Source organism: Marinitoga hydrogenitolerans DSM 16785 (genome assembly GCF_900129175.1).
Classification (GTDB): Bacteria; Thermotogota; Thermotogae; order Petrotogales; family Petrotogaceae; genus Marinitoga; species Marinitoga hydrogenitolerans.
Window position 1 is genome coordinate 22,593 of the sequence record NZ_FQUI01000015.1, and the last position, 23,827, is coordinate 46,419.

Sequence of the window (23,827 nt, forward strand, 5' to 3'; positions counted from 1 at the left end):
TTTATTTAGCATATTTTGATAAAAATTCATATGCTTCATTAATTTTTTTAAATTGTTCTTCACATTTTTTTCTGTTTTCAGGACATTTATCAGGATGATATTTTTTTGTTAGTTCTCTAAATTTCTTTTTTAATTCCTCTTTAGTAAAATTTTCTGGAAGATTAAATAAGTTCCTATAATAATCGTATTTTTTTCTTAAATCATAATAATTTTGTGATGAATTATTGGTGTTTTGAGAACGATTATTGTAATTACCATAGGGATTATTTCTTGTTCTATATGTATAAAACTTGAATCTGAAATTTTTAAATAAAAAATATATGCCTAAAATTGCAAATAAAAATAGTAAAGGGTATCTAAATAATAAAATAATAATAGCTCCAATAAACCTAAAGAAAATAGATACAACAACTAATAATCCTATAAATGTTAATAAAGTTTCCATAATATTCCTTCTTTCTGAGAAATTTAAATATATTTTATCATAATTATTTTGATAAAATGTTTCTTTGCTTTTTCAAAAAAAAAGTAGACTCATATTAATGAGTCTACGAATTCATTATAGATAAATATCTATCAATAAAAGCCTGAATTTCTTGCATGCCAAAATTTCTGTAAAATCTGTTAATTTCTTTATTATCTTCATCAATAAAAACCAATGTGGGGACAGAAAAAACTAACATTTGTCCTGAAATTTCCGGCTTTTCTTCAACGTCAATATACTCTAATTCGATTTTATTTTCTTTCATCAATTTTTCTACTTTAGGCCATAAACCTTTGCAAGTTCTACAAGTCTTATTAGCAAAATAATATGCTTTCACTTTTTAACCTCCTCTATAATTTCTTTTTCTAAGGATTTTAACAAATCGATTTTAAATATTAAATAAAAATAGTTAACAAGAGTAGAAATTTTAATCATCCTAACATTATATTAATAGCTATATATAATAGATAAGATAAGAGTAATATAAAGCCCTTCCAAAAACCAGCTTTTCTTTTTCTAAGTAAGAATATTTCTGTTAATATAATAACACCAACCATGTATACTGCATCAAATATAACAGATCTATCTGGAGTTATTGGGTGAATTGAAGCAGTAATTCCAAGGACCACCAAAATATTGAAAGCATTAGAACCAATAAGATTACCTATTAAAATATCTTTTGTTCCTTTTTTGGCAGCTATAATACTTGTAACAAGTTCAGGTAAAGATGTTCCAATAGCAATAATAGTAACACCAATTAAAGTTTCTGTTAAACCGAGCAATTTAGCAAAATCGGAGGCTCCTCTAACAGTGATTTCACCACCGATAGCAAGCATTGTAATTCCAAGTAATACAAGAAAAATGATTTTATTCCAACTTATTGCTTTATTTTCTGTTTCTTGTATTTCTTCGAGTAATTGTTCCTGGATATTTTTATCACTTTTTGCCATGTTGTACATATATGCTATAAATATTATTAGATAAGTTAATAAAATAAAGCCATCATAATTTGAGAGGGTATTATTTCCATCTAACAACATAAACAATAATGTTAATGAAATTAATATTACAAAAGGAATTTCATAGATTAAAGTGCTTTTTGGAATTGAACTTTTTTTTATCATTAATGATAAACCTAGGATCAAAGCAATATTTGTAATATTACTGCCTATAACATTACCTAATGCTATTCCGGCCGAATTATTTAAAGCAGCACTAATACTAACAAAAAGTTCAGGAGCGCTTGTACCAAATGCCACTAATGTTAAACCAGTAAATAATTCAGAGACACCAATTTTTCTTGAAAATCCAACAGAGCCTTCTATTAAGTAGTCTGCACCTTTAATTAATAAAACCATACCTGAGATAATTAATATAATGTCTAATATCAATTGGATTCTCTCCTTTCAAAGTTTCTATAAAAAATAAAAAAATCATTATCAGATATTAGTGTGTTGTGGAATTTTTTTATAAAAATAGTTATGAAATTTTCAAAATCATCTAATAATATAGGATATTTAATAATTTGAGAATAAGTATTATTTTCTTTCTTTTTTTTATTAAGTATGCTATTATATAGATCTTTATTATAATAGTATAAGTATTTTAATCTTATCGCCTCACAGATAATTTCGGGCCATAGGTCTTTTTCATTTTTTCTTTTTATAATATATCCGAAAGTATAATGAGATAATTCATGTATTAAAACACCATTTTTTAAATCGTTTTTTCTTAAAAATATATAATTTTGTGGTAAAAAAAATGATTGATTAAAACTATTTTCGAAAATATATAATTCTTCTGGAAAGGAAATGCCAAATGCTTTTAAGAAAAGAAGAGAGTTTTTTAATTCTTCACTTTCAATGTTAAACTGAGAAAATATAACACTTTCTTCAACATTATATGTTTTGAGGTTATTTTCATATATTATAAAAAAATTATTTGAAAGAGCAAGAACATTTTTGTTTTTAGATATATTAACAGTAAAAACATAACCCCAGTTAGTTAATTTTATAAGGATATTTTTTTTTATATTGAAATTTTTATATATATCATACCCCTCAAAAAAAGAGTTATCAGCAATTAAGTCAAATTTTGGATATAAGGATGGATTAAAGATATAAATATAATTGTTAGTGACAACTACAAATTTAAAAAAATTTAATATAATTATTACCAGGAAAAAAACAAATAACCTTCGGTATTTCCGCCTATCCATATTTGATCTCCAATTTTTATTTTTGTTTTTCCCAATAAAGGTTGAGTTAAGTATAAAGAATAATCTATACTGCTTAAAGATTCTACATTTGAAATCTCAAAATTTGGATTAATTATCACATTTAAAATATTTTTGCAGTTTTTTGGTTTTGTATTAATGAAGATTTTTTTGCCATCGTTTAATTCTAATTCAATAGATTTTTTTATTTCTAAATTTTCATAAGGTTTTTGAATAAACAATTGATACTTTTTATTATATGTTTGTGCTGTGATAATGGTACAATTGTTATAATCAGATATAGCAGATAAAAAATCATCGATTTGTTCTAATTCCTCTTCTGATATTGAACTGTTTTTAAATGGATTGCCATTAATGAAAAAGAAAGATAACTTTTTATGGTACACAAAGTCCATAATTCCTTCAATAAATTCTAAATTATCTTCTATGGTGTTGAGAGGATTAAATTGTAATGCTAAAAAATTTAATTTCATAATCAGCCCCCTTTCAAATTTATTATACCATATACAATAAAAAAAAATAAAAGTATTATTTTCATCATATATACAACTTCCACATACAACAAAAGCTTCTTAAAGTGACATTTTACTATAAAAAAATGACATAATATCATTTTTTATTTTAAAAGAAATGTAAAAAGGTATATAATATACTGGAAAGTATTAACTTTAAAGGGGTGATGGTGTGAAAAGGGATTTATATCGTTCTCGAAAAGATAAATTTTTAGGTGGAGTTTGTGGTGGTTTAGCGGAATATTTTGATATTAGCTCAACACTGATTAGACTATTATGTCTGGGGTTAATTTTAGTTGATGGTGTAGGTTTCTTATTGTATATTATTGCGTGGATGATTATACCAGAAAAACCAGCTAATTCATCTGATAATAAAAAATCATATGAACAAAAAGATGTTTTCAATAAAAAAGTTAGTGAAAGAAATAATTTAATTATAGGGTTAATATTTTTAATTTTTGGAGCAATTTTTATTTTAAATAATTTTTTTCCATATATTTTATCTTTTACGGTGATTTTAGGCATATTTTTTTTAATTATTGGAATATATTTAATAGTAAAAGGGAGATGATAATATGAGATATATAATAGGCCTTTTTTTTGTTGCGATTGGAATTTTATTTATTGTTCAAGGGTTTAATCTGGATTTATTATTTAGAATATCTATAAATTTTTCAAAATTTTGGCCTTTTATACTAATAATGATAGGAATATCCATTTTATCTAAAAATATAAAATGGCTTAAATTTATTAATTTAGCAGTAGCAGTACTTTTTTTTGCATTGTTATTTTTTTGGAATTATAATATAACCTTCGAAAGTTTTTCAACAGAAAATTTTAATTATGATAATTACAAAAAAACAGATATAAAAATATTGCCTGATTCTGAAATTATTGATATCCTATTTGATCTACCTGTTACAAATCTCGATATTTCGACAGACGAAAATTCTGAAATAATATCCGGATATTATTATGGTTTTCAGAAATTAAATATAGTAAAAGAAGATGGGAAAATTAAGTTTAGAAATAGTATTTCAACGTTTGGTAGAAATAAATATAAGATATATTTAAAATTGCCCTTAAAGTACATTTATAATATTTCTATAAATAGTGCTGTTGCAAATATTGATTTAAAACAAAATTTAAATATTATTAGAAGGTTTCAAATAAATGCAGGTGTTAGTAGAATTACTGGAAATATTAATGGATTTAAAGAGAAAATGTTCTTTGATGTAGACAGCGCTGTTGCAAAAATAACTTTTATATTACCTGAAGATTCAACATATTACCTTAATTATGATAGTGGAATAAAAAAGATTTATATTGATAATAAACTTATTAAAGATAGTGAAGGGAAGTTTTATGGAAATATTGATGCAGGCGTGTTAACAATAGATCTTAATACAAAGTAGGTGATGATTATGAGAAAAAATATTTATGGTGGAATTATATTAATTTTTTTAGGAGGATATCTAATTATATCTAACATTTTTAATATTAATTTTTCCTGGAATTTTATATGGCCAATTTTTATATTAATTCCAGGTTTAAAATTTGAATATGAATATTTTAAATATAAGAAAAATCCTGGAATATTAATTCCAGGGGGAATTTTAACAATAATTGGTATATTATTTTACTTATGTGCGTTTTTGGGATATGAAATACTAAATGTTTTATGGCCCACTTTTATTTTGGCTCCAGGAATTGGGATGTTGCAGATGTTTTTAGTTACTAAAAGAAAAGGACTATTACCTCCAGTTATTATTTTGAATGGATTAGCTATTATATTTTTTGTAGAAGAATTTGTTAATGTTGATATATGGAATTATGTAATAGGATTTGGTTTTATTCTTTTAGGATTCAATTTCTTAGTTGGAAGGAGAAATAAAAATGAATAATGTAATTGAAATTAAAAATTTAAAAAAATATTATGATAATACAAGAGCTGTTGACGGTATATCTTTTGAAGTAAGAAAAGGAGAGGTTTTTGCTTTTTTGGGTCCTAACGGTGCAGGGAAAACAACAACACTTGAAATAATAGAAGGATTAAGAAAAAAAGATGATGGAGAAGTAATATATTTTGGACGATATAACTCACCATCAGATTTTTATATAAAAGAGAGAATTGGAGTTCAATTACAAAATAGTGCGTTTTTTGATAATCTTACAGTGTTTGAAACATTAAATATGTTTGCAGGATTATATAAAAAATCATATAATGTAAAAAAATTAATTGATATGATATCTTTAAATGAAAAGAGGAAAGCAAAAGTAAAAGAATTATCAGGTGGTCAAAAACAAAGATTGGCTATAGCTGTTGCTTTAGTTAATGATCCTGAAATAATATTTTTAGATGAACCAACAACCGGACTTGATCCTCAAGCAAGAAGAATGATTTGGGAGATTATAATAGAATTAAAAAAATCTGGTAAGACTATAGTGTTAACTACTCATTATATGGAAGAGGCAGAACAATTGGCAGATAGAGTCCATATAATAGATCATGGAAAAATAATTGCCAGTGGAACAGTTGATGATTTGATAAAGTCTTTGAAAAAAGAAACAGTAATAGTATTTAAAACTGAAAATCAGAAACTTTTTGAGGAAAAATTTAAATGTATAATTATCGATAATAAGGTTGAACTTGAAACTAACAATATTGAAAAAGATATGTTAAAGCTTTTAGAATTTTCAAAAATTAACAATATTAACTTAGAGGATATTCTAATTAGAAAGCCTAATTTAGAAGATGTTTTTTTAAATATAACTGGACGCTCTTTAAGAGACTGAGGTGAAGCTTATGAGAAAAATATTTTTATTATCTTTTTATCAGTTTAAAAATGACATAAGAGAATTTGATGGTTTTTTTTGGTCTTTTATATTTCCTTTGATTTTATTTATATTGTTAGTTTCTATTTCTGGTAATATATCAAATACAGAAAATATTGATATAAAAGATTTTAATGTTGGTATAGTGTATGAAAAAGATTTAATAGGATTTTCAAAAATGATTATTGAAAATAGTTTTGAACACATACCGTTTAAAATAAAAGAAATTGATAATTTAGATATAGCTTTAAATAAATTAAAAGAAAAAAAAATTAATGCAGTGTTGTTTTTTCCGGGAGATTTTTCAATTAAATTAAATACATCTTTGTTGGGTTTAAAAAAAGATACGGCAAATATTAATTTATATTATATTGAAGGAAGAAGTAATTCTAAAATTACAAAGGAGATATTAAATACATTTCTTGAATATATTAATATAGAAATTTTGAAAAGGATAAAAAAAGTTGAACCAGTTAATGTAAAGAAAGTTTCAATTACATCAGAAAAAGCAGATTTCTCTTATAAAGATTTTGTTTTTCCTGGAATTCTTATTCTTTCTATAATGTCTGTTGGATTTTTTAATATTCCGTATAATTTGCTTTTTTCAAAAGAAAAAGGTATTAATAAGAGATTATTAATAACGCCTATAAAAGGAACAACATATTCTTTTGCATTAATAATAAGTAGTTATATAATGGCTCTTATTTCGAGCGTTTTTGTGGTTGTAGAAGGGATGCTTTTAAAAGTGTCAAACAAATTTTTCACTTTAGATTTTATTTTATTTTATTTTTTTTCTATTATTGTTATATTTTCATTTGGATTGTTATTTACAACAATATCAAGAAAAATAACGACGGTAATGGCTGTTTTAAATGTAGTATTCCAAATTTCGATGTTTTTAGGTGGATTGTATTTTCCTGTATTTAATGTCCCTTGGGTAATAAAATGGATTGTGTATATAAACCCAATTACATATTTAGTAGAGGGATTGCGAAGAATAATAGGTTTTAATATAGCCCCTTTTTCGAATATGTGGATTTATTTAGTGCCGTTGTTTTGGTTGATTATTTCACTTTTGGTGTTTTCTATTAACTATAAAAAGGTGATGGGATATGAATAAGATCTTATTTTTATCTAAATATATAACCAAAGAATCTTTAAGAAATAAAGCAGAATTATTTTTTAATTTGTTTTTTCCGCTTATTTTTCTTGTTATGTTTGGATTTGTATTTAATAATGAAAGTGACAATATGCTATCAATAGCATTATATGCAGATCATGATGTTAGATATTATACAGAAAATTTATCCCAAGAATACAAAGTTTATGAATTGAAAACTATAAATAAAATAAAAGAAAATATAAAAAATGGAAATTATGATGTTGGAATAATAATAAAAAACGGGGAAATAATTTTGTATTATGATAATACAAATATTAATAATACAGCATTTATGAACGCTATAGAATTAAAATTAAAAAAACTTGTTATGAATAAAGATTATAAACTAGATTATTTAGTGACCAAAGAATTTAATATTTCACCTACAAATATAAAAGGGAAATATATTGATTTTTTATTAACAGGTGTAATCGCAATATCTCTTTTATCAAATGGTATGTTTTCTGTAATAACAGTTTTTGGAAGATATAAAAAATTAAACATTTTAAAACGGTTTATATTGCTTCCTATAAGACCATATGTTTTTGTTATAGGAATAACTTTAACAAGAATAATTATTAGTTTTTTATCTTTGATATTATTAAGCTTATTAGGAAAACTTATTTTTTCATCAATAATACAAATAAATTGGATTTTATATATATTATTAGGGATTACAAGTACATTGGGAATGATGGGCTTTGGACTTTTATTTTTATTTTTATTTAAAAAAAGTGAGACTGCACAAAATGCAGCTTCAATATTTTTTTCAATAATGTTATTTTTTTCTGGTGTTTATTTTCCAGTTGAATTCCTTCCAAAATCATTAAGATATTTTTCCTATTTTTTACCAATAAAATATATAGTGGATGCATTAAGATATATAACGGGTATAGACGTGATGAATGTTAGTACCTTTGTTATATTGAATATTGTTATGCTACTTGATGGAATTTCTTTATTGATAGTCGCTTCAAGAAGTTTTTTAACACCAGAAAATTGAAAGTTCACAAATTATATTAATAAAAGAAAAGAAAGAGATATATAATAAAATAGTTATATAAAAAATAGTTATATAATAAAAATGTAAATGCTGTAAAAACGGAGGGAATTTTGTGAGTAATTATAAAGATGACTTGAAATATGATGTTATTGTTGTTGGTGGGGGACATGCAGGGATTGAAGCAGCTTATGCAGCTGCAAAAATGGGAATGAAGACCTTATTGCTTACAATAAATTTAGATAATGTTGGTTGGGCTCCATGTAACCCTGCTATTGGTGGCCCTGCTAAAGGTGTTGTTACAAGGGAAATTGATGTTCTTGGTGGACTTCAAGCTAAAGTAACGGATAATAATATGATAAATATAAGAATGTTAAACACAAAAAAAGGACCTGCTGTAAGGGCGTTAAGAGCGCAAATAGATAAGTATGATTATTCCCAAACAATGAAAGAAATTTTGCATTCAACACCAAATCTACTATTAAGATATGGACTTGTAAAAGAATTAATTGTAGAAAAAGGCAAAATTAAGGGAATTATTACAGAACTTGGTGTGAAATACGAAGCCAAGGTAGTAATTTTAACAACAGGAACATTTTTAAGAGGTAGAATTTTTGTTGGAAGAAGTGTTTTTGAATCTGGAAGAATGGGGGATTTTCCTGCGAATGGACTTAGTAAATCATTAGTTAAAAATGGAATAAAGCTAGGGAGATTTAAAACAGGAACACCAGCAAGAATTTTGAAAGATAGTATAGATTTTTCAAAGATGGAAAGACAGGATACTTCTGATGAACCATTATCTTTTTCGTATTTTTCTGAACCTAAGGTTTTAGACAAAGAATATCCATGCTGGTTAACAAGAACAACAAAAGAAACGCATAATATTATAAAAAAATATTTAATGTTTTCTCCATTATATGGAGATGTAAAATTAATAGAAAGTGTTGGACCGAGATATTGTCCCTCAATAGAAGATAAGGTTGTTAAATTTAATAAGGATTCACATCAATTATTTATTGAACCAGAAGGAAGAAAAACAAAGGAATATTATATTAATGGATTAAGTACGAGCCTTCCATATGAAGCGCAAATACAAATGGTAAGAAGTGTTCCAGGCTTAGAAAATGCTATAATAGTAAGACCGGCTTATGCAGTTGAATATGATTTTGCCTATCCTGATCAGCTCCAACATTCTCTTGAGTCTAAAATTATAGAAGGTTTATTTTTTGCAGGTCAAATTAATGGCACAAGTGGATATGAAGAAGCTGCTGGTCAAGGACTAATAGCAGGTATTAATGCTGCATTAAAAATTCGTGGAGAAGAACCTTTTATATTATCAAGAGCAGAATCTTATATGGGAGTATTAATAGATGATTTAATAATAAAAGGAACTAATGAGCCTTATAGACTTTTAACTTCGAGAGCAGAGTATAGATTATTGTTAAGACATGACAATGCACATTTAAGATTAACAAAATATGGTTATAAATACGGATTGATACCAAAGGAATTTTATGAGAAAGTAATAATTCTTGAGAAAAAGACTTATGAAGAAGTCGAACGGTTGAAAAAAGTTAAAATTAAACCAAATAATAAGATTAACGAAATAATAGTAAATAAAGGAACAACTCCTATAAAAAACGGTATGAGTTTATATGATTTATTAAAAAGGCCGCAAATATTATATAAAGATATAAAAGAATTTGATACCAAACCAATCGTAGACTCGGAATTATTAGAGCAGGTTGAAATATCTATAAAATATGGTGGATATATAAAGAGAATGATGGAAGATGTTGAGAGAATGCAGCGGTTAGAAAAAGAAAAAATACCGAAGAATATAGATTATAGTAAAGTGCCTAATTTAGCATTTGAAGCAGTAGAAAAATTATCAAAAATAAAACCAAAATCAATAGGGCAAGCAATGAGAATTCCAGGGATTACTCCAGCTGATATAATGAATTTAACTATGTATTTAAAAACAAAATAAATAGCGGGATTATTCCGCTATTTATTTTGGATTATATCTATAATTTCTAATTTGTTTTTCAAAAGAATATCAACTAGTTCCGGATCAAAACTTTTATTAGATTCAGATTTTATGATTTCTATAGCTTCTTCAAATGAATATGCGTTTCTATATACTTTTTGAGAAATTAAACTAACTAATGTATCAGCAATTGCTACTATTCTACCTTCTAAAGGGATTTCTTCTTCAGACAGTCCGTAAGGATAGCCGCTTCCATCCCATTTTTCGTGGTGAGAGACAACAATTTTTCCAATAGTTGAAAAAGGATATTGTTTTAAATCTTTTAATAATGTAAGGCCATATTTTGGATGTTTTTTTATTATGTCCCATTCTTTTTCATCAAGCTTTTCTTTTTTTAAAAATATATATTCTGGAATATATATTTTTCCGATATCATGAATTTTTGCTCCATAATATATACTATTTAATAAAAACTCATTTAAATTTAATTTTTTTCCAAAGAATAAAGAAATTTCGCTTATTAATGTATTGTGAATAAAATTATATTCTTTTATTTCAGATATTGTACCAATAATGCTAAACAAAGTTTCAAGTTGTGAATAATAGTTATTTTTGATATTATCTATCTCCAATATCTTAATACTTAAATTGTTGAACAAATTATTTAAGTTTTGTTTTAATAATTCTGAATCAAAAGGAAGTTCTTCTGTTATTCTTTTTAAAGTTATTTCAAATGTATTAAGGTTATTTTTTCCATATAAATAATTCTTGAAGGAAGTTAAAAAAGTAATAATAGCTAGATTTTCTTTTTCTGTTCTATTCAGATTATATTTTAATGTTCTATTTTCTAATAAAGTATTTTTAAGTGGAATTTTTAATAAATTAATTTTTTCAAAAAAAAGTCTATAGAGTTCATTGAATTCTGGAATAGCTGTTTCAATTATTTCAAAGTCATCATCTTTTTCAATAACAGAATTTAAGTTAATGCTTTTTAAAAGTTTTTTGTTTAAATTAAATTTATCCATTATAAATTTAAAAAGAAAAAAATGATAAACAAAAACAATAACTAGAGAAGCAATTAGAGAATATAAAATTGATTTAAGATAATTTATTGGGAAATCAAAAATATTTGGTTTGAAAAACGCATGAAATTTAAGAATTTTTTTGTTTCCTAAATTAAAAAAGTCAAATGAACTTTTATAAATATTTTTTATTTTATATAATTTATTGTAATAAATTATATTCTTATATTTATCGTACAAAGGTTTATTTCCATAAATGAAATTATTGTTAGTATCTGTAATGTAAAAATTAAAATCAAGATTTAGTTTTGAAAAATGGGTATCAAAAAAATTATCCAATTTAAATTTTATATATTTATTATCATTTTTATATCTAATTTTTATATATAAGAAATTATTTTTAATTCCTGAAAAATATATATTTAAATTAAAAATATTTTTTATAAAAACAGAGTTTTCAAAAGGAGGATTTTCGATTTTAGAAATAAAAGAAGGTTTAAATTCTGAAAAATAGTAATTGATTATTTCATTTTCAAAATCATTTTTTACAACATCATTAATAACTTCAACTGTTAATTTTATATTTTCATAAAGTTTATCAACTTGTTCGTTTTGTTTTAAAAAAGATGATATGATAATGAATGATATAGAAAAAGATAATAGAATTATAATCATAGTCATTAAAGTTATTTTATGCATTGATAATATCTTCATATTATCACCTCACAATATTATTATAAATATTATATCATAGAAAGGAGATATATTATGATTTTTTATGAATTGTTTGTAAGATCTTTTTACGATTCTAATAATGATGGAATAGGAGATTTGAAAGGAATTACAATGAAACTTGATTACTTGAAAGATTTGGGCGTTGAAGGAATTTGGTTATTACCTATTATGCAATCGGCTGCATTCCATGGATACACTGTAATTGACTTTTATTCAATAAATCCTTCATATGGAACAATAGATGATTTTAAAGAATTAACAAAAGAAGCTCATAAAAAAGGAATGAAAATTGTGTTAGATGTTCCTATTAATCATACGTCAGTAAAATGTGAATGGTTCCAAAAAGCGATAAATGGAAATGAAAAGTATAAAAATTATTATGTATGGGCAAATGAAAAAACAGATTTAAATGAAAAAAGACATTGGGATGATAGCTTAATTTGGTTTAAATATAAAGATAAATATTTTTATGGATTGTTTGGATCTTCTTCGCCGGATTTGAATTTTGAAAATAAAGAATTGTGGAAAGAAATAAAGAATGTGTTTAAATTCTGGATTGAATTAGGAGTGGACGGGTTTCGTTTAGATGCAGCTAAACATATTTTTGATTATGATATAAAAAATATGAAATTTAAATATCAACATGAAAAAAACATTGAATTTTGGAAAGAAATGACTGGATATATAAAAAGTTTAAAATCGGATGCTATTATTATTAGTGAAATATGGGATTCACCAGAAATTGTGAAAAAATATCATGGCCTTTTTGATGTTGAATTTAATTTTCCTCTTTCATATTATATAAAAGATACAATAAAATATCATGATCCTAAAATTTTGGTAAATGGTATAGAAGAAACATTAAAGCATTATATAAATGGACATGTTGAATCTATTTCTGGAAATTTCTTTACCAATCATGATATGGAAAGGTTAACATCAGAATTTAATGGAAATAGCGATATGTCAAAAATGTCATTTAATATATTATTTACATTACCAGGATATCCATTTATTTATTATGGTGAGGAATTAGGGATGTTGGGAGAAATAATTGATGTTAATTTTACTGAAGATTCTCAAGAACCTATGCAATGGTATGAATCAGGTTTTGGCCCGGGACAAACAGAATGGAAAGGTTGTAAATACAATCCGCCGTATTCAAAGCTTTCTGTAGAAGAGCAAGAAAAAAATCAAAATTCTGTTTTAAACCATGTAAAATCTTTGATTAAATTCAGAAAAGAAAATAGATGGATTGAAAATTCTAAAATAGTAGATTTAAAGAACGATAGGTTTATTGTAACTTATACGTTAAAATCCGAGTATAAAGAATTAAAAGTTTATCATAATATTAAATCGCAAAAAACAACAATAAAACTAGAGAAAAATAAATCGTATAAAATATTTGGTAATGCAAAAATTACTGGAAACATTGCACAATTATATGGATATGCAACATTAATTTTAGAAAAATAAAAAACGGAGGTGGTACTTATAAAAAAGTATCTAATTATATTTTTAGTATTGATAACAATAATTGCACATGGTGAAGTAAAAAGTTATAATTTAACTAATGAAACAAATGTAAAATTATTTTTGATGGATTTTATGAGTCGTGAGTATAAATTAACAACTGGAAAAGAATTAAAATCTGAAAGAAAAGTATTATTGGCAGAAAGTATTTTAATAGCTTCAAAGGAGTTTAATATATCACCATTACTCATAGCATCCATAATTGATATTGAGACAAATTTTAGAAATGTTATAGGGAAATATGGTGAAATTGGATATATGCAAATCAGAACTGAAACAGCTAAATATATTATTGAGATGTATATAGAAACATTTAGAAGATATAATTATGATAATTTAGATTTAAATTGGATAAAATCAAGATTATTATATGATCCAAAATATAATATTTTAGTTGGGACTGCTTATTTGGATTATCTCGAGGAATTACATGGTGATATAACCCATGCTATAAGTTGGTATAATGGTGGAGGTAATTCATATTATTTAGAAAAAGTTGTATTTAAAATTGCACAAATGACAATAGAATATCCAATAATATAAAATACTAAGGAATCACACTTTGTGATTCCTTATGTGTTATAATTAATTAGAAATAACAAAAATACGAAAAACTATTAAAAAAGAAAAAATAAAGCAATTTCAAAAACTAAAAAAATAAATATTAATAAGATGTTAATTGAAAATAATTTAATTAAGAGGTGATCAAAATTTTAAAAGAAGATTTAAAGAAAATAATTGATTATTCTATTAATTCAGTTTTACCAGAAAATGCAGTTAAAGAAAATTTAAAAAAAATAGAATTTAAAAAGAATAAAGTATTTTTGATATCTATTGGAAAAGCAGCGTGGAGAATGGCGAATGCTGCAAAAGAAGAATTAAAAGATAAAATACAAAAAGGTATCGTTATTACAAAATATGATTATGGTCTTGGAAATATTAAAAATATGGAAATATATGAAGCTGGTCATCCTATTCCAGATAAAAATTCACTTAAAGCAACTAAAAGAGCAATAGAATTAATAAAAAATCTGGATGATGACTATGAAATATTGTTTTTAGTATCAGGAGGAGGCTCTGCATTATTTGAACTGCCAGAAAATGGTGTTACTCTTGATGATATACAAAACATAACAAGTCAATTATTAAAATCTGGAGCTGATATTGAAGAAATAAATGCTATACGAAAAAGATTATCTAAAGTTAAAGGTGGAAAGTTTGCTAAACTGTCATATCCAAAACAAATATATGCGTTAGTTCTTTCGGATGTTTTAGGAGATAAATTGGATAGTATAGCTTCTGGACCAGCGTACACAGATAAAACAACTACAAATGATGTATTTAATATTATTAAAAAATATGATATAAAAATAAACACAGAGATAAAGAAGGTTTTGGAAAAAGAAAGACCTAAAAATATAAGTAATACAAAACATATAATTATAGGAAGTGTGAAATTAGCTTGTGAATATGCAATGCAAAAAGCTAAAGAATTGGGGTATAATCCATTACTTTTAACAACAATGTTAAATTGTGAAGCAAAGGAAGCAGGAAGATTTTTTGCAAATATTGCAAAAGAAGAAATAAAATCAAATAACCCAATAAAAAAACCCTGCGCAATAATTGCTGGCGGTGAGACTGTTGTTATGGTAAAAGGAAATGGGATTGGTGGAAGAAATCAAGAATTAGCTTACTCCTTTGCTATTGAAATAGAGGGAATAGAAAATATAGTATTCGCTTCAGTAGGGACAGATGGAACAGATGGTCCTACAGATGCAGCGGGAGGAATTGTTGATGGCGATACAATCAAAAAAATAAAAAATAAAGGATTAGATCCGCTTATTTTTTTAGAAAATAATGATACCTATAATGCTTTAGAAGAATCAGAATCTTTATTAAAAACAGGACCAACAGGTACTAACGTAAATGATATTATGATTTTATTAATAAATTAATTAATTTGAAAATCTAAGAGAAAAACATATAATAACTAATATTTTACAATAATTTCTATTAATCAACTATTATCAATTTACATAGAATTTTGGATAGTCCCAATTAAAATATTAAAATCAATAGTTATACATACGGCAGTAAAGAACAAAACAGAGGATTATAAAATATTTTAAGTAAATTATTTTATATAAGTATTGATGTGAGATATATTTGGATGATTAAAAAAATTTTTTAAATAAGATTAGTAGGTGGTGATTTTTTAATGAAAAAAGTATTTATTTTAATTATAATATTAATAAACATAAGTATTTTTTCTATAGAAAAAGCTATTAATCCAATATTTTCAAAAGAGGCTGGGTTTTATAGTAAACCCTTTTCTTTAAAATTATTTTCAAATGCAAAAGACGCTAGGATATATTATACTATTGATGGCTCTGACCCGAAACCAGGCAAAAAAAATACATATTTATATACTAAACCAATTGAAATTAAAGACATGACTTTAAAAGAAGGTATAGAATACATAAAAACATCACCAGAATGGAAAGTCCCTAGAGGAAATGTTTTTAAAGGTATGATTATTAAAGCTAAGGCAATATGGAATAATATTGAAAGTGAAATTGTAACAAAATCTTATTTTATAGGTAAAAAATATGATATATTAGCAATATCTATTGTAGTTTCACCTGAAAAATTATTTGATCCAAATGAAGGTATATATATTCCAGGTGTCGATTATAATAAAAAAAGTAAATTTTCATCTTGGACAGGAAATTATTATAGAAGAGGTAAAGAGAGCGAGGTAGAAGTTCATGTGGAGTTTTTTGAAAATGGAAAATTAATTTATAAAGACAATTTAGGTATGAGAATTAGTGGGAATTTTTCAAGAATGTTTCCAATGAAGTCGCTCAAATTTTATGCAAGAGATAAATATGGCGAAAAAAAGATTAAAATACCAATATTCCCAGATTTGAAAAATATAATAGGAGAAGAGATAAAAAAGTATGATAAATTTATGATTAGGAATGGAGGAAATGAGTTTGGGAAAATATTTTTTAAAGATGCGTTTATGCAAACAGTAATTTCAAATATGGGATTTGAAACTCAAGCGTATAGACCAGCAGTTCATTTTATAAATGGTGTATATTGGGGTTTAGGAAACGTAAGGGAAAGATATAGCAAAGATTATTTTAAAGAACATTATTTTATAGATGATATATCTATTATAGAACTAACTTCCGAATTTAAAGAACATTTTGTTTTAAATGAAGGAAATGAAGAAGCATTAAAAGATTTTAAAGATTTAAGAAATTTTATATTAAATAATGATATGAATAAAAAAGATAATTATGAATATATAAAAACAAAATTAGATATACAAAATTATATTAATTTTTATATATCTGAGATGTTTTTTGACAATAGGGATTGGCCTTCTAATAATATGAAATTTTGGAGAAAAAATGAAAAAATATATAATATTAAAGGATATGATGGAAAATGGCGATTAGCAATTTATGATATGGATAATGGTATGTATACTATTAGTTCAAATATGTTCAAACATACTATAGATGATCATCCAGAAGTTGAATTTCATCCAAATCCAATTTGGTCTACAATAATGTTTAAAAAATTATTATCTAATAAGAATTTTAAAGAAAAATTCATAAATAGTTATTTAGATAGATTGAATACAACTTTTTTATATACAAACACATCTCAAATATTTTTAAATATGTTTAATCAATATTCTCCTTATTTAAAAGAATACTTAAATAGATGGAATTTAATGAATTATGAAAAGTATATGAGTATGGTAGAATATAATCTATCTTTTTTGAAGAAAAGGCCTGAAGTTGTAAAAAAACAAATGAAAGAATATTTTAATATAAATATAGTGAAATTGGAATTAAAAAGATTTTCAGGTAAAATAAAAATAAATACGGTAGAATTTACAAAAGGACAGAAAATTGAGTATGCTAAAGAAATACCAATTACTTTGACTGCTATAGGAAATTTCAAGTATTGGATAATAAATGGAGATAAGAAATTTGAAAAAAATATAACAATATATCCTAAAGAAGGATTAGAAATAAAACCTGTTTTTGAAGAAGAGAAGAATAATTTCTTAATCCCATTAATAACACTTTTTCTATCTTTCTTAGGTATATATATATTATTGAATTCTTCAAAGTAGAGGAGGGAATATGGAAAAATTAAAAGTAATAATCTTCTTTTTATTTTTATCATCAATTTTTTTTGGGAAAACTTTGAAAGAATTAAATCCCGTATTTTCTAAACAAGCTGGTTTTTATGATAACTCGTTTTATTTAGAATTATCATCAAGTATAAAAGATGTCAAGATTTATTATACGTTAGATGGATCTGAACCAGATCCTAGAAAAAAGAATACATATTTATATAATAAACCGATTAAAATAAGAACAGTAGAAAATGAAAAAATTGTATTTTCAAATATAAAAACCTCTGTTTTTTGGGAACCGCCTAAAAGAAACATTTTCAAATGTGTTATTGTTAGGGCTCGTGCGTATTTAGAAGAAAATAAAAGCAAAATAATTACAAAATCTTATTTCATTGCCCCGAAAAATAAATATTCATTTATTGTTATATCTGTTGTAACTAATCCTGAAAATTTATTTGATTATAATAAAGGTATATATGTTTTAGGTAAAACATTTAAATATGATAATGAAAGTTCAGAAGAATTTAAAGGGAATTTTCATCAAAATGGAAAAAAATGGGAAAGAAGAGTTCATATTGAGTTTTTTGATAAAGGAAAGCTAATGTATGCAGATGATATGGGAGTAAGAATACATGGTGGGTTTACAGCGTCTTTTCCGTTAAAATCATTAAGACTTTATGCAAAGAGTAAATATGGTAAAAAGAAGATAAAATATGAAATATTTCCATTTCTAAAAAATAATTATGGCAAATCAATTAGAGAATTTGATAAATTAATTCTGAGAAATGGTGGTAATGATTTCCAAGAAACATTTTTTAGGGATGCATTAATACAAACTTTAGTAAAGAATATGGGATTTGATACACAGGCATATAGACCAGCAATTCATTTTATAAATGGTGAGTATTGGGGAATTACAAACATAAGAGAGAGATATGATGCAGATTATTTATATGAGCATTACAAAATCTCTAAAAAAGATAGTATTATTTTAAAGATTTCAGATAATCCGAATGACAAAAATCATTTTGTTGTAGATGAAGGTAAAAAAGAAGATCTATATCCGTTTTTAGAATTAAAGAATTTCATTGTAAATTACAATATGAATATTAAAAAAAATTATGAATATGTAAAAAAAAGGATTGATATAAAAAATTATATTAATTATAATATAGCGGAAATTTTTATATTTAATGAAGATTGGCCAGGGAATAATGTTCGTCTATGGAGGAAAAAAGGGAATATTACAAATGAATATGGGCATGATGGGAAATGGAGGTTTATGTTATTTGATACAGATAATTCTTTGTTTTTATATGATCACAATACAATAAAATATGCTATTGATGGAAATCCGAATGTAATTTTTCCGAATCCAACTTGGTCAACAGAAATGTTAAAAAATTTATTAGAAAATAAAGAATTTAAAGATCAATTTATTAATACATTTATGGATCATATAAATACAACATTTTCTGCAGAAAACACACTATCTATTGTAGAAAGATTTAAAAATATATATAATAAAGAAGTAATAGATCATATTGATAGATGGAATTTTCCAGAATCTTATGAGTATTGGTTGAATGCCATAAATTATATAAAGATTTTTTTTTCCGAAAGACCAAAATACATAATAAAGTATTTAGAAGATTACTTTAGATTAAAAAAACATAACTTTGTTTTAGAAGAATTTAAAGGAGGGTATATATCAATAAATTCTGCAACTTTTTATAAAGCTAAAAAATTAACTTATTTTGAAGGTATACCTATAACATTAACAGCACATAGTTATAATGGGTATAAATTTAAATATTGGATAATAAATGAACGAAGATATGAAAATAAAAAGATAATACTTGATCCAAATTTAATTGAAAATATTAAACCGGTTTTTGAAAGAGTGAAATAATGAAAAAATATTATAGATATGAATTAAAATATTTAATTAGTTATCAGAATTATATAGTTTTACGAAATAAACTGAAAAATATAATGTTATTAGATGAAAATGCTAATAATTTAGGGTTTTATTATGTTAGAAGTTTATATTTTGATGATTATTTGAATACTGCATATTATGATAAATTAAATGGGATTATGAATAGGTATAAATATAGAATTAGGATTTATAATTTTCAAGATAATGTTATAAAGCTTCAGAAAAAGATTAAAAAAGGGAATTTTTCCACAAAGATAGATAATTTAATAGATAAAAAAGAATATTTTAAATTTATTAATGAAAGAAAATGTTGTTTAGATAATAAAGTAAAAGATTTTTGTTTTTTGATGAAATATAAAAGATTAAGCCCTGTCGTAATAATAGACTATGAAAGAGAAGCTTATAAATATAAATATGGAGGAGTGAGAATTACATTTGACTTTAATTTAAAAGCAACAACATTTAATAAAGATATTTTTGCAAAAGATCTAAAGTTAATAAATGTATTAGAAAAAAATAAGATAATATTAGAAGTAAAATTTGAAAAATTTATTCCTTTCGTAATAAAAAATATTATTAAAAATTCTCGAATTAATATGTCAATTTCAAAATATGTAATTTGTAGGTCAGTATTTATATAATATTATTTATTTGGAAGAGGTGTTATTATGAATCAAGTAATAATTGATATGTATAACCTAATTTCCTCTCAAACGAGAATGAATATTTCAATATATAGCGTTTTATTCACTTTATTAATATCTTTTTTTGAAGGATTAATAATATATTTTGTATATAAAAAAACTTATCAAGGTGTAATTTATGTAAAGTCATTTAATGTATCATTAATTATATTATCCATGATTACATCTATGATAGTAGAAGCTATAAGTTCTAATTTTGTGCTTTCTTTTGGGATGGTAGGAGCTCTAAGTATAATACGTTTTAGAACAGCAATAAAGGATCCTTTAGATACAGTTTTCATGTTTTGGGCAATTTCGATAGGTATAGTAAACGGAGGAGGATTTTTTTTATTAGGATTTTTTGGTACAATACTAATATCTTTAGTATTAATTATTATGATGGAAATCCACAGTTTTAATAATCCCTATTTATTAATAATAAACTACGATTCAGTAAATGTTGAAAAAGATATAAATCAATTTATGAAAATGAATTTTAAAAGGTATAAAGTTAGGTCGAAAAATTTTAATGATAAAATAGAAATAACTTATGAAATTAGAATAAAAAACTTTGATTTAATCAATGAATTAAAAAAAATAAAAGGTATTGAAAATATCTCATTAATAAGTTATAGTGGAGATTACATAGAAACAATATAGGCCCAAATGGGCCTATATTATTTTTCCTTTTGCCATTTAAAATATATTCCAGCTAATGGAGGTAAGGTAAGATTTATGGAAAAATCTCTTCCGTGGAATGGAATTTTTTCAGCATATAATCCTCCTTGATTACCCACATTACTTCCCCAATAAATTTCTGAATCAGTGTTTAGTATCTCCTTATAAAAACCTGCTCGTGGGACACCAATTTTGTAATTGTATCTAACAACAGGTGTGAAATTAAATATAGCAACAATTAATTCATCTGAATTTTTACCTTTTCTAATAAATGAAATAACACTATTTTCCCTATCGTTATAATCGATCCACTCAAAACCATCAGGAGAATGGTCTAATTCATAAAGTGCTGGATTTTTCTTATATAATGTATTTAAATCAGTTATTAGTTGAAGCATTTTTCTATGAGAATCAAAATCCAATAAATTCCAATCAAGAGATTTTTTGCAATTCCATTCGTTAAATTGTGCAATATCATTTCCCATAAATAAAAGTTTTTTTCCAGGATGTGCAAACATATATGAGTAGAATAATCTTAAATTAGCAAATTTTTGCCAATAATCTCCAGGCATTTTATTTATCATAGATCCTTTTCCATGAACAACTTCATCGTGAGATAAAACTAAAATATAATTTTCAGCAAAAGCATAAACCATAGAGAATGTCAACTCATCTTGATGAAATTTTCTATATAAAGGATCTCTTTCAATATATCTTAAAGAATCATTCATCCATCCCATATTCCACTTCATTGAAAAACCAAGGCCTCCAAAATCTACAGGTTTTGATACACCTGGCCAGGCGGTGGATTCTTCTGCTATTGTTAATATTCCAGGGAAATATTGATGTGTAACAGTATTAAAATATTTTACAAAATCTATAGCTTCTAAATTTTCCCTTCCGCCAAATACATTTGGAACCCATTCTCCATCTTTTCTACTAAAATCTAAATATAACATAGATGCAACAGCATCTACTCTTAATCCATCAATGTGAAATTTATCAAGCCAATATAATGCATTAGATATTAAAAAGTTTTTAACCTCATTTCTTCCGTAATTAAATACATAAGTTCCCCAATCAGGGTGTTCTCCTAATCTTGGATCCATGTGTTCATATAAAGCAGTTCCATCAAATTTACCTAATCCGTGAGCATCTTTTGGAAAATGTCCTGGAACCCAGTCTAAAATTACACCTATATTATTTTGATGCATATAATCTACAAAGTACATAAAATCTTCTGGTTTCCCATATCTACTTGTTGGAGAAAAATATCCAGTAACTTGATATCCCCATGATTCATCTAAAGGATGTTCTAAAATTGGTAATATTTCAATATGTGTATAATTATGTTCTTTTACATAATTAACTAATTCATGAGCTAATTCTCTATAATTCATAAATTCATTACCATTTTTCTTTTTCCATGATCCTAAATGGACTTCATAAATAGAGATAGGTTTTTCAAACCAGTTTGTTTCTCTTCTTCTCTTTAACCAATCTTTATCTTTCCACACATACTTTTTATGAAAATCATATACTATTGAAGCATTATTAGGTCTTAATTCAGTATAAAAAGCATATGGATCAGCTTTTAAAAGAATATTATTATCTTTAGTTTTTATTTCAAATTTATAAGTATCACCTTCCTGAACAAGAGGGATAAAGATTTCCCAAACACCAGATGAACCTAAAACTCTCATTTGATGAATACGGCCATCCCAATTATTAAAATTTCCAACGACACTAACCCTTTTAGCGTTTGGAGCCCATACAGCAAAATATGTACCTTTTGCTCCATCGATTTCCATAGGATGCGCCCCTAACTTTTCATATATTTTATGATTATTACCTTCATTAAAGAGGTATAAATCATAATCTGATATTACAGGCAAAAAGCTATAAGGGTCTCTAGACTGCCAAATGTTATTATCTTTATCTTTATATAAAAACTCATATTTAAAAAAAGTTTTTCTTTTTAAAACTCTTTCAAACAACCCACCAGGATGAATTTTTTTCATTTTATATTTTCTCTTTGTTTTCGTATTAAGATTCATAATTTCAATACTCTCTGCAAAAGGATGGAAAGTTCGGATAACAATTTCTTTTTCATTTAATTTATGAATACCTAATATAGAAAAAGGATCATGATGTTCGGCCTTTACTATTTTTAACATTTCATCATCTAACATTGTACCCATGTCACAGCCACCCCCAGAATTTAAATTCACTTAAAAAAATGAGATTTTTTAAGTTTATCGTCTTTATTTAATTATAACACAAAATTTTTATCTGTCAAGAAAAATAAAAAATATACTTGAAGAAGGATTGTGATCTTTAACAAAGTTAAAAATTTATTCTAATCATATTTATTGATAAATGAACATTATATATAATAAAAATCAATTAAGAGTAAAAAGCTCAAGTTTTTTTTGAATTGTAAATTTTAGATAAAAATAAAATTATGATATAATGAAGACCCAGTAAAAAGATTTTTTTCAAAAAATTAAATAGCCTGTCTAAAAAGTCTAAAGGCCAAAAAAATTAGAAATCTTTTTTAAAGGTAAATTATGAAAAAGATTAAAAAGAACAATAAGATTGAATAAAACAACAGTAATACCAGCAAAAGTCAAATAATTTCTATTTCTAACATACCAAACATATTCAGTACCAAAAGACATATCCATAATACCATTAACTCTTTCAATCTCCCAACGTAATTTATAATCATTCTTAAAAGCAATTCTAAAAGATTTCATAACATATCTATTATAAGATTCATAATATTTAGTATTTCTTTTATTTAAGTCAATAACTGGTATAGAATTAGAAGACTTAATTTTTGAAAAAATA

21 protein-coding genes and 1 pseudogene are annotated in these 23,827 nt (G+C 24.7%); 14 read left to right on the forward strand and 8 right to left on the reverse strand.

Features of this window, described 5'->3' with window-relative positions; genetic code table 11:
• Position 1: 1 nt before the first annotated feature.
• The 5 genes from BUA62_RS05650 to BUA62_RS05670 form a co-directional block, all read right to left on the reverse strand.
• A complete protein-coding gene (locus BUA62_RS05650; protein WP_072864361.1) occupies positions 2-445 on the reverse strand; it encodes a J domain-containing protein in 444 nt (147 codons plus the stop codon).
• 103 nt (positions 446-548) lie between these two features.
• Complete coding sequence (locus tag BUA62_RS05655) at positions 549-821, reverse strand: thioredoxin family protein (RefSeq protein WP_072864363.1); 273 nt, start codon at positions 819-821, stop codon at positions 549-551.
• Positions 822-915: 94 nt separating this feature from the next.
• Positions 916-1,875, reverse strand: coding sequence for a calcium/sodium antiporter (locus tag BUA62_RS05660; RefSeq protein ID WP_072864365.1), 960 nt, complete (start codon positions 1,873-1,875; stop codon positions 916-918).
• Positions 1,872-2,702, reverse strand: a complete 831-nt coding sequence (locus BUA62_RS05665; protein ID WP_072864367.1) for a hypothetical protein — start codon at positions 2,700-2,702, stop codon at positions 1,872-1,874. The genes BUA62_RS05660 and BUA62_RS05665 overlap by 4 nt, the downstream gene beginning before the upstream one ends.
• Positions 2,657-3,193 (reverse strand): hypothetical protein, encoded by a 537-nt coding sequence (locus tag BUA62_RS05670; RefSeq protein ID WP_072864369.1) that lies wholly within the window; start codon positions 3,191-3,193, stop codon positions 2,657-2,659. Before BUA62_RS05670 ends, BUA62_RS05665 begins: the two co-directional genes overlap by 46 nt.
• Before the next feature lie 211 nt (positions 3,194-3,404).
• On the opposite strand from BUA62_RS05670, the gene BUA62_RS05675 reads away from it, so the two are divergent.
• From BUA62_RS05675 to mnmG, 7 genes are all read left to right on the forward strand, one after another.
• Positions 3,405-3,803 (forward strand): PspC domain-containing protein, encoded by a 399-nt coding sequence (locus BUA62_RS05675; RefSeq protein WP_072864371.1) that lies wholly within the window; start codon positions 3,405-3,407, stop codon positions 3,801-3,803.
• Between the two features lie 4 nt (positions 3,804-3,807).
• Positions 3,808-4,647 (forward strand): LiaF transmembrane domain-containing protein, encoded by an 840-nt coding sequence (locus tag BUA62_RS05680; protein ID WP_072864373.1) that lies wholly within the window; start codon positions 3,808-3,810, stop codon positions 4,645-4,647.
• 9 nt (positions 4,648-4,656) lie between these two features.
• The gene (locus BUA62_RS05685) at positions 4,657-5,136 is read left to right on the forward strand and encodes a LiaI-LiaF-like domain-containing protein (RefSeq protein ID WP_084670718.1); all 480 of its coding nucleotides are present in this window, start codon (positions 4,657-4,659) and stop codon (positions 5,134-5,136) included.
• The gene (locus BUA62_RS05690) at positions 5,129-6,028 is read left to right on the forward strand and encodes an ABC transporter ATP-binding protein (RefSeq protein ID WP_072864375.1); all 900 of its coding nucleotides are present in this window, start codon (positions 5,129-5,131) and stop codon (positions 6,026-6,028) included. Before BUA62_RS05685 ends, BUA62_RS05690 begins: the two co-directional genes overlap by 8 nt.
• Before the next feature lie 10 nt (positions 6,029-6,038).
• Entirely contained in the window at positions 6,039-7,187 is a 1,149-nt protein-coding gene (locus BUA62_RS05695; protein ID WP_072864377.1) for an ABC transporter permease, read from the forward strand.
• Complete coding sequence (locus BUA62_RS05700) at positions 7,180-8,232, forward strand: ABC transporter permease (RefSeq protein ID WP_072864379.1); 1,053 nt, start codon at positions 7,180-7,182, stop codon at positions 8,230-8,232. Before BUA62_RS05695 ends, BUA62_RS05700 begins: the two co-directional genes overlap by 8 nt.
• A 112-nt stretch (positions 8,233-8,344) precedes the next feature.
• Positions 8,345-10,219, forward strand: coding sequence for a tRNA uridine-5-carboxymethylaminomethyl(34) synthesis enzyme MnmG (mnmG, locus tag BUA62_RS05705; RefSeq protein ID WP_072864381.1), 1,875 nt, complete (start codon positions 8,345-8,347; stop codon positions 10,217-10,219).
• Between the two features lie 17 nt (positions 10,220-10,236).
• On the opposite strand, the gene BUA62_RS05710 is transcribed toward mnmG, so the two are convergent.
• A complete protein-coding gene (locus tag BUA62_RS05710) occupies positions 10,237-11,955 on the reverse strand; it encodes an HD domain-containing phosphohydrolase (RefSeq protein WP_072864382.1) in 1,719 nt (572 codons plus the stop codon).
• Between the two features lie 54 nt (positions 11,956-12,009).
• Here BUA62_RS05710 and BUA62_RS05715 point away from each other — a divergent pair, with 54 nt between their 5' ends.
• The 7 genes from BUA62_RS05715 to BUA62_RS05745 all read left to right on the forward strand — a co-directional run bounded on the left by BUA62_RS05715 (position 12,010) and on the right by BUA62_RS05745 (position 20,956).
• Positions 12,010-13,452: an alpha-amylase family glycosyl hydrolase gene (locus BUA62_RS05715; protein ID WP_084670719.1), complete on the forward strand. Its 1,443-nt coding sequence runs from the start codon at positions 12,010-12,012 to the stop codon at positions 13,450-13,452.
• A gap of 9 nt (positions 13,453-13,461) precedes the next feature.
• Positions 13,462-14,052, forward strand: coding sequence for a transglycosylase SLT domain-containing protein (locus tag BUA62_RS05720; protein ID WP_072864384.1), 591 nt, complete (start codon positions 13,462-13,464; stop codon positions 14,050-14,052).
• Between the two features lie 161 nt (positions 14,053-14,213).
• Positions 14,214-15,464, forward strand: coding sequence for a glycerate kinase type-2 family protein (locus tag BUA62_RS05725; protein ID WP_072864400.1), 1,251 nt, complete (start codon positions 14,214-14,216; stop codon positions 15,462-15,464).
• 263 nt (positions 15,465-15,727) lie between these two features.
• Complete coding sequence (locus BUA62_RS05730; protein WP_072864386.1) at positions 15,728-17,665, forward strand: CotH kinase family protein; 1,938 nt, start codon at positions 15,728-15,730, stop codon at positions 17,663-17,665.
• 10 nt (positions 17,666-17,675) lie between these two features.
• Entirely contained in the window at positions 17,676-19,583 is a 1,908-nt protein-coding gene (locus tag BUA62_RS05735; protein ID WP_072864388.1) for a CotH kinase family protein, read from the forward strand.
• On the forward strand, positions 19,583-20,254 hold the full coding sequence (locus tag BUA62_RS05740; protein ID WP_072864390.1) for a polyphosphate polymerase domain-containing protein: 672 nt from the start codon (positions 19,583-19,585) through the stop codon (positions 20,252-20,254). Before BUA62_RS05735 ends, BUA62_RS05740 begins: the two co-directional genes overlap by 1 nt.
• Positions 20,255-20,281: 27 nt before the next feature.
• Positions 20,282-20,956, forward strand: coding sequence for a DUF4956 domain-containing protein (locus BUA62_RS05745; RefSeq protein ID WP_072864392.1), 675 nt, complete (start codon positions 20,282-20,284; stop codon positions 20,954-20,956).
• A gap of 17 nt (positions 20,957-20,973) precedes the next feature.
• Here BUA62_RS05745 and glgB read toward each other — a convergent pair whose 3' ends face one another.
• Together glgB and BUA62_RS11480 are read right to left on the reverse strand one after the other, a co-directional pair.
• A complete protein-coding gene (glgB, locus tag BUA62_RS05750) occupies positions 20,974-23,175 on the reverse strand; it encodes a 1,4-alpha-glucan branching protein GlgB (RefSeq protein WP_072864394.1) in 2,202 nt (733 codons plus the stop codon).
• A 327-nt stretch (positions 23,176-23,502) separates the two neighbouring features.
• Positions 23,503-23,827: pseudogene (locus BUA62_RS11480) on the reverse strand (transposase); the annotation flags it as partial.

What these genes read in the sequence shown, in the direction of transcription:
- BUA62_RS05730 (WP_072864386.1), top strand. Translation starts at nt 15,728, where the DNA reads ATGAAAAAAGTATTTATTTTAATTATAATATTAATAAACATAAGTATT.
- BUA62_RS05735 (WP_072864388.1), top strand. Translation starts at nt 17,676, where the DNA reads ATGGAAAAATTAAAAGTAATAATCTTCTTTTTATTTTTATCATCAATT.
- BUA62_RS05650 (WP_072864361.1), bottom strand. Translation starts at nt 445, where the DNA reads ATGGAAACTTTATTAACATTTATAGGATTATTAGTTGTTGTATCTATT.
- glgB (WP_072864394.1), bottom strand. Translation starts at nt 23,175, where the DNA reads ATGGGTACAATGTTAGATGATGAAATGTTAAAAATAGTAAAGGCCGAA.
- BUA62_RS05745 (WP_072864392.1), top strand. Translation starts at nt 20,282, where the DNA reads ATGAATCAAGTAATAATTGATATGTATAACCTAATTTCCTCTCAAACG.
- BUA62_RS05690 (WP_072864375.1), top strand. Translation starts at nt 5,129, where the DNA reads ATGAATAATGTAATTGAAATTAAAAATTTAAAAAAATATTATGATAAT.
- BUA62_RS05665 (WP_072864367.1), bottom strand. Translation starts at nt 2,702, where the DNA reads ATGGATAGGCGGAAATACCGAAGGTTATTTGTTTTTTTCCTGGTAATA.
- BUA62_RS05695 (WP_072864377.1), top strand. Translation starts at nt 6,039, where the DNA reads ATGAGAAAAATATTTTTATTATCTTTTTATCAGTTTAAAAATGACATA.
- BUA62_RS05715 (WP_084670719.1), top strand. Translation starts at nt 12,010, where the DNA reads ATGATTTTTTATGAATTGTTTGTAAGATCTTTTTACGATTCTAATAAT.
- BUA62_RS05670 (WP_072864369.1), bottom strand. Translation starts at nt 3,193, where the DNA reads ATGAAATTAAATTTTTTAGCATTACAATTTAATCCTCTCAACACCATA.
- BUA62_RS05710 (WP_072864382.1), bottom strand. Translation starts at nt 11,955, where the DNA reads ATGAAGATATTATCAATGCATAAAATAACTTTAATGACTATGATTATA.
- BUA62_RS05700 (WP_072864379.1), top strand. Translation starts at nt 7,180, where the DNA reads ATGAATAAGATCTTATTTTTATCTAAATATATAACCAAAGAATCTTTA.
- BUA62_RS05685 (WP_084670718.1), top strand. Translation starts at nt 4,657, where the DNA reads ATGAGAAAAAATATTTATGGTGGAATTATATTAATTTTTTTAGGAGGA.
- BUA62_RS05740 (WP_072864390.1), top strand. Translation starts at nt 19,583, where the DNA reads ATGAAAAAATATTATAGATATGAATTAAAATATTTAATTAGTTATCAG.
- BUA62_RS05680 (WP_072864373.1), top strand. Translation starts at nt 3,808, where the DNA reads ATGAGATATATAATAGGCCTTTTTTTTGTTGCGATTGGAATTTTATTT.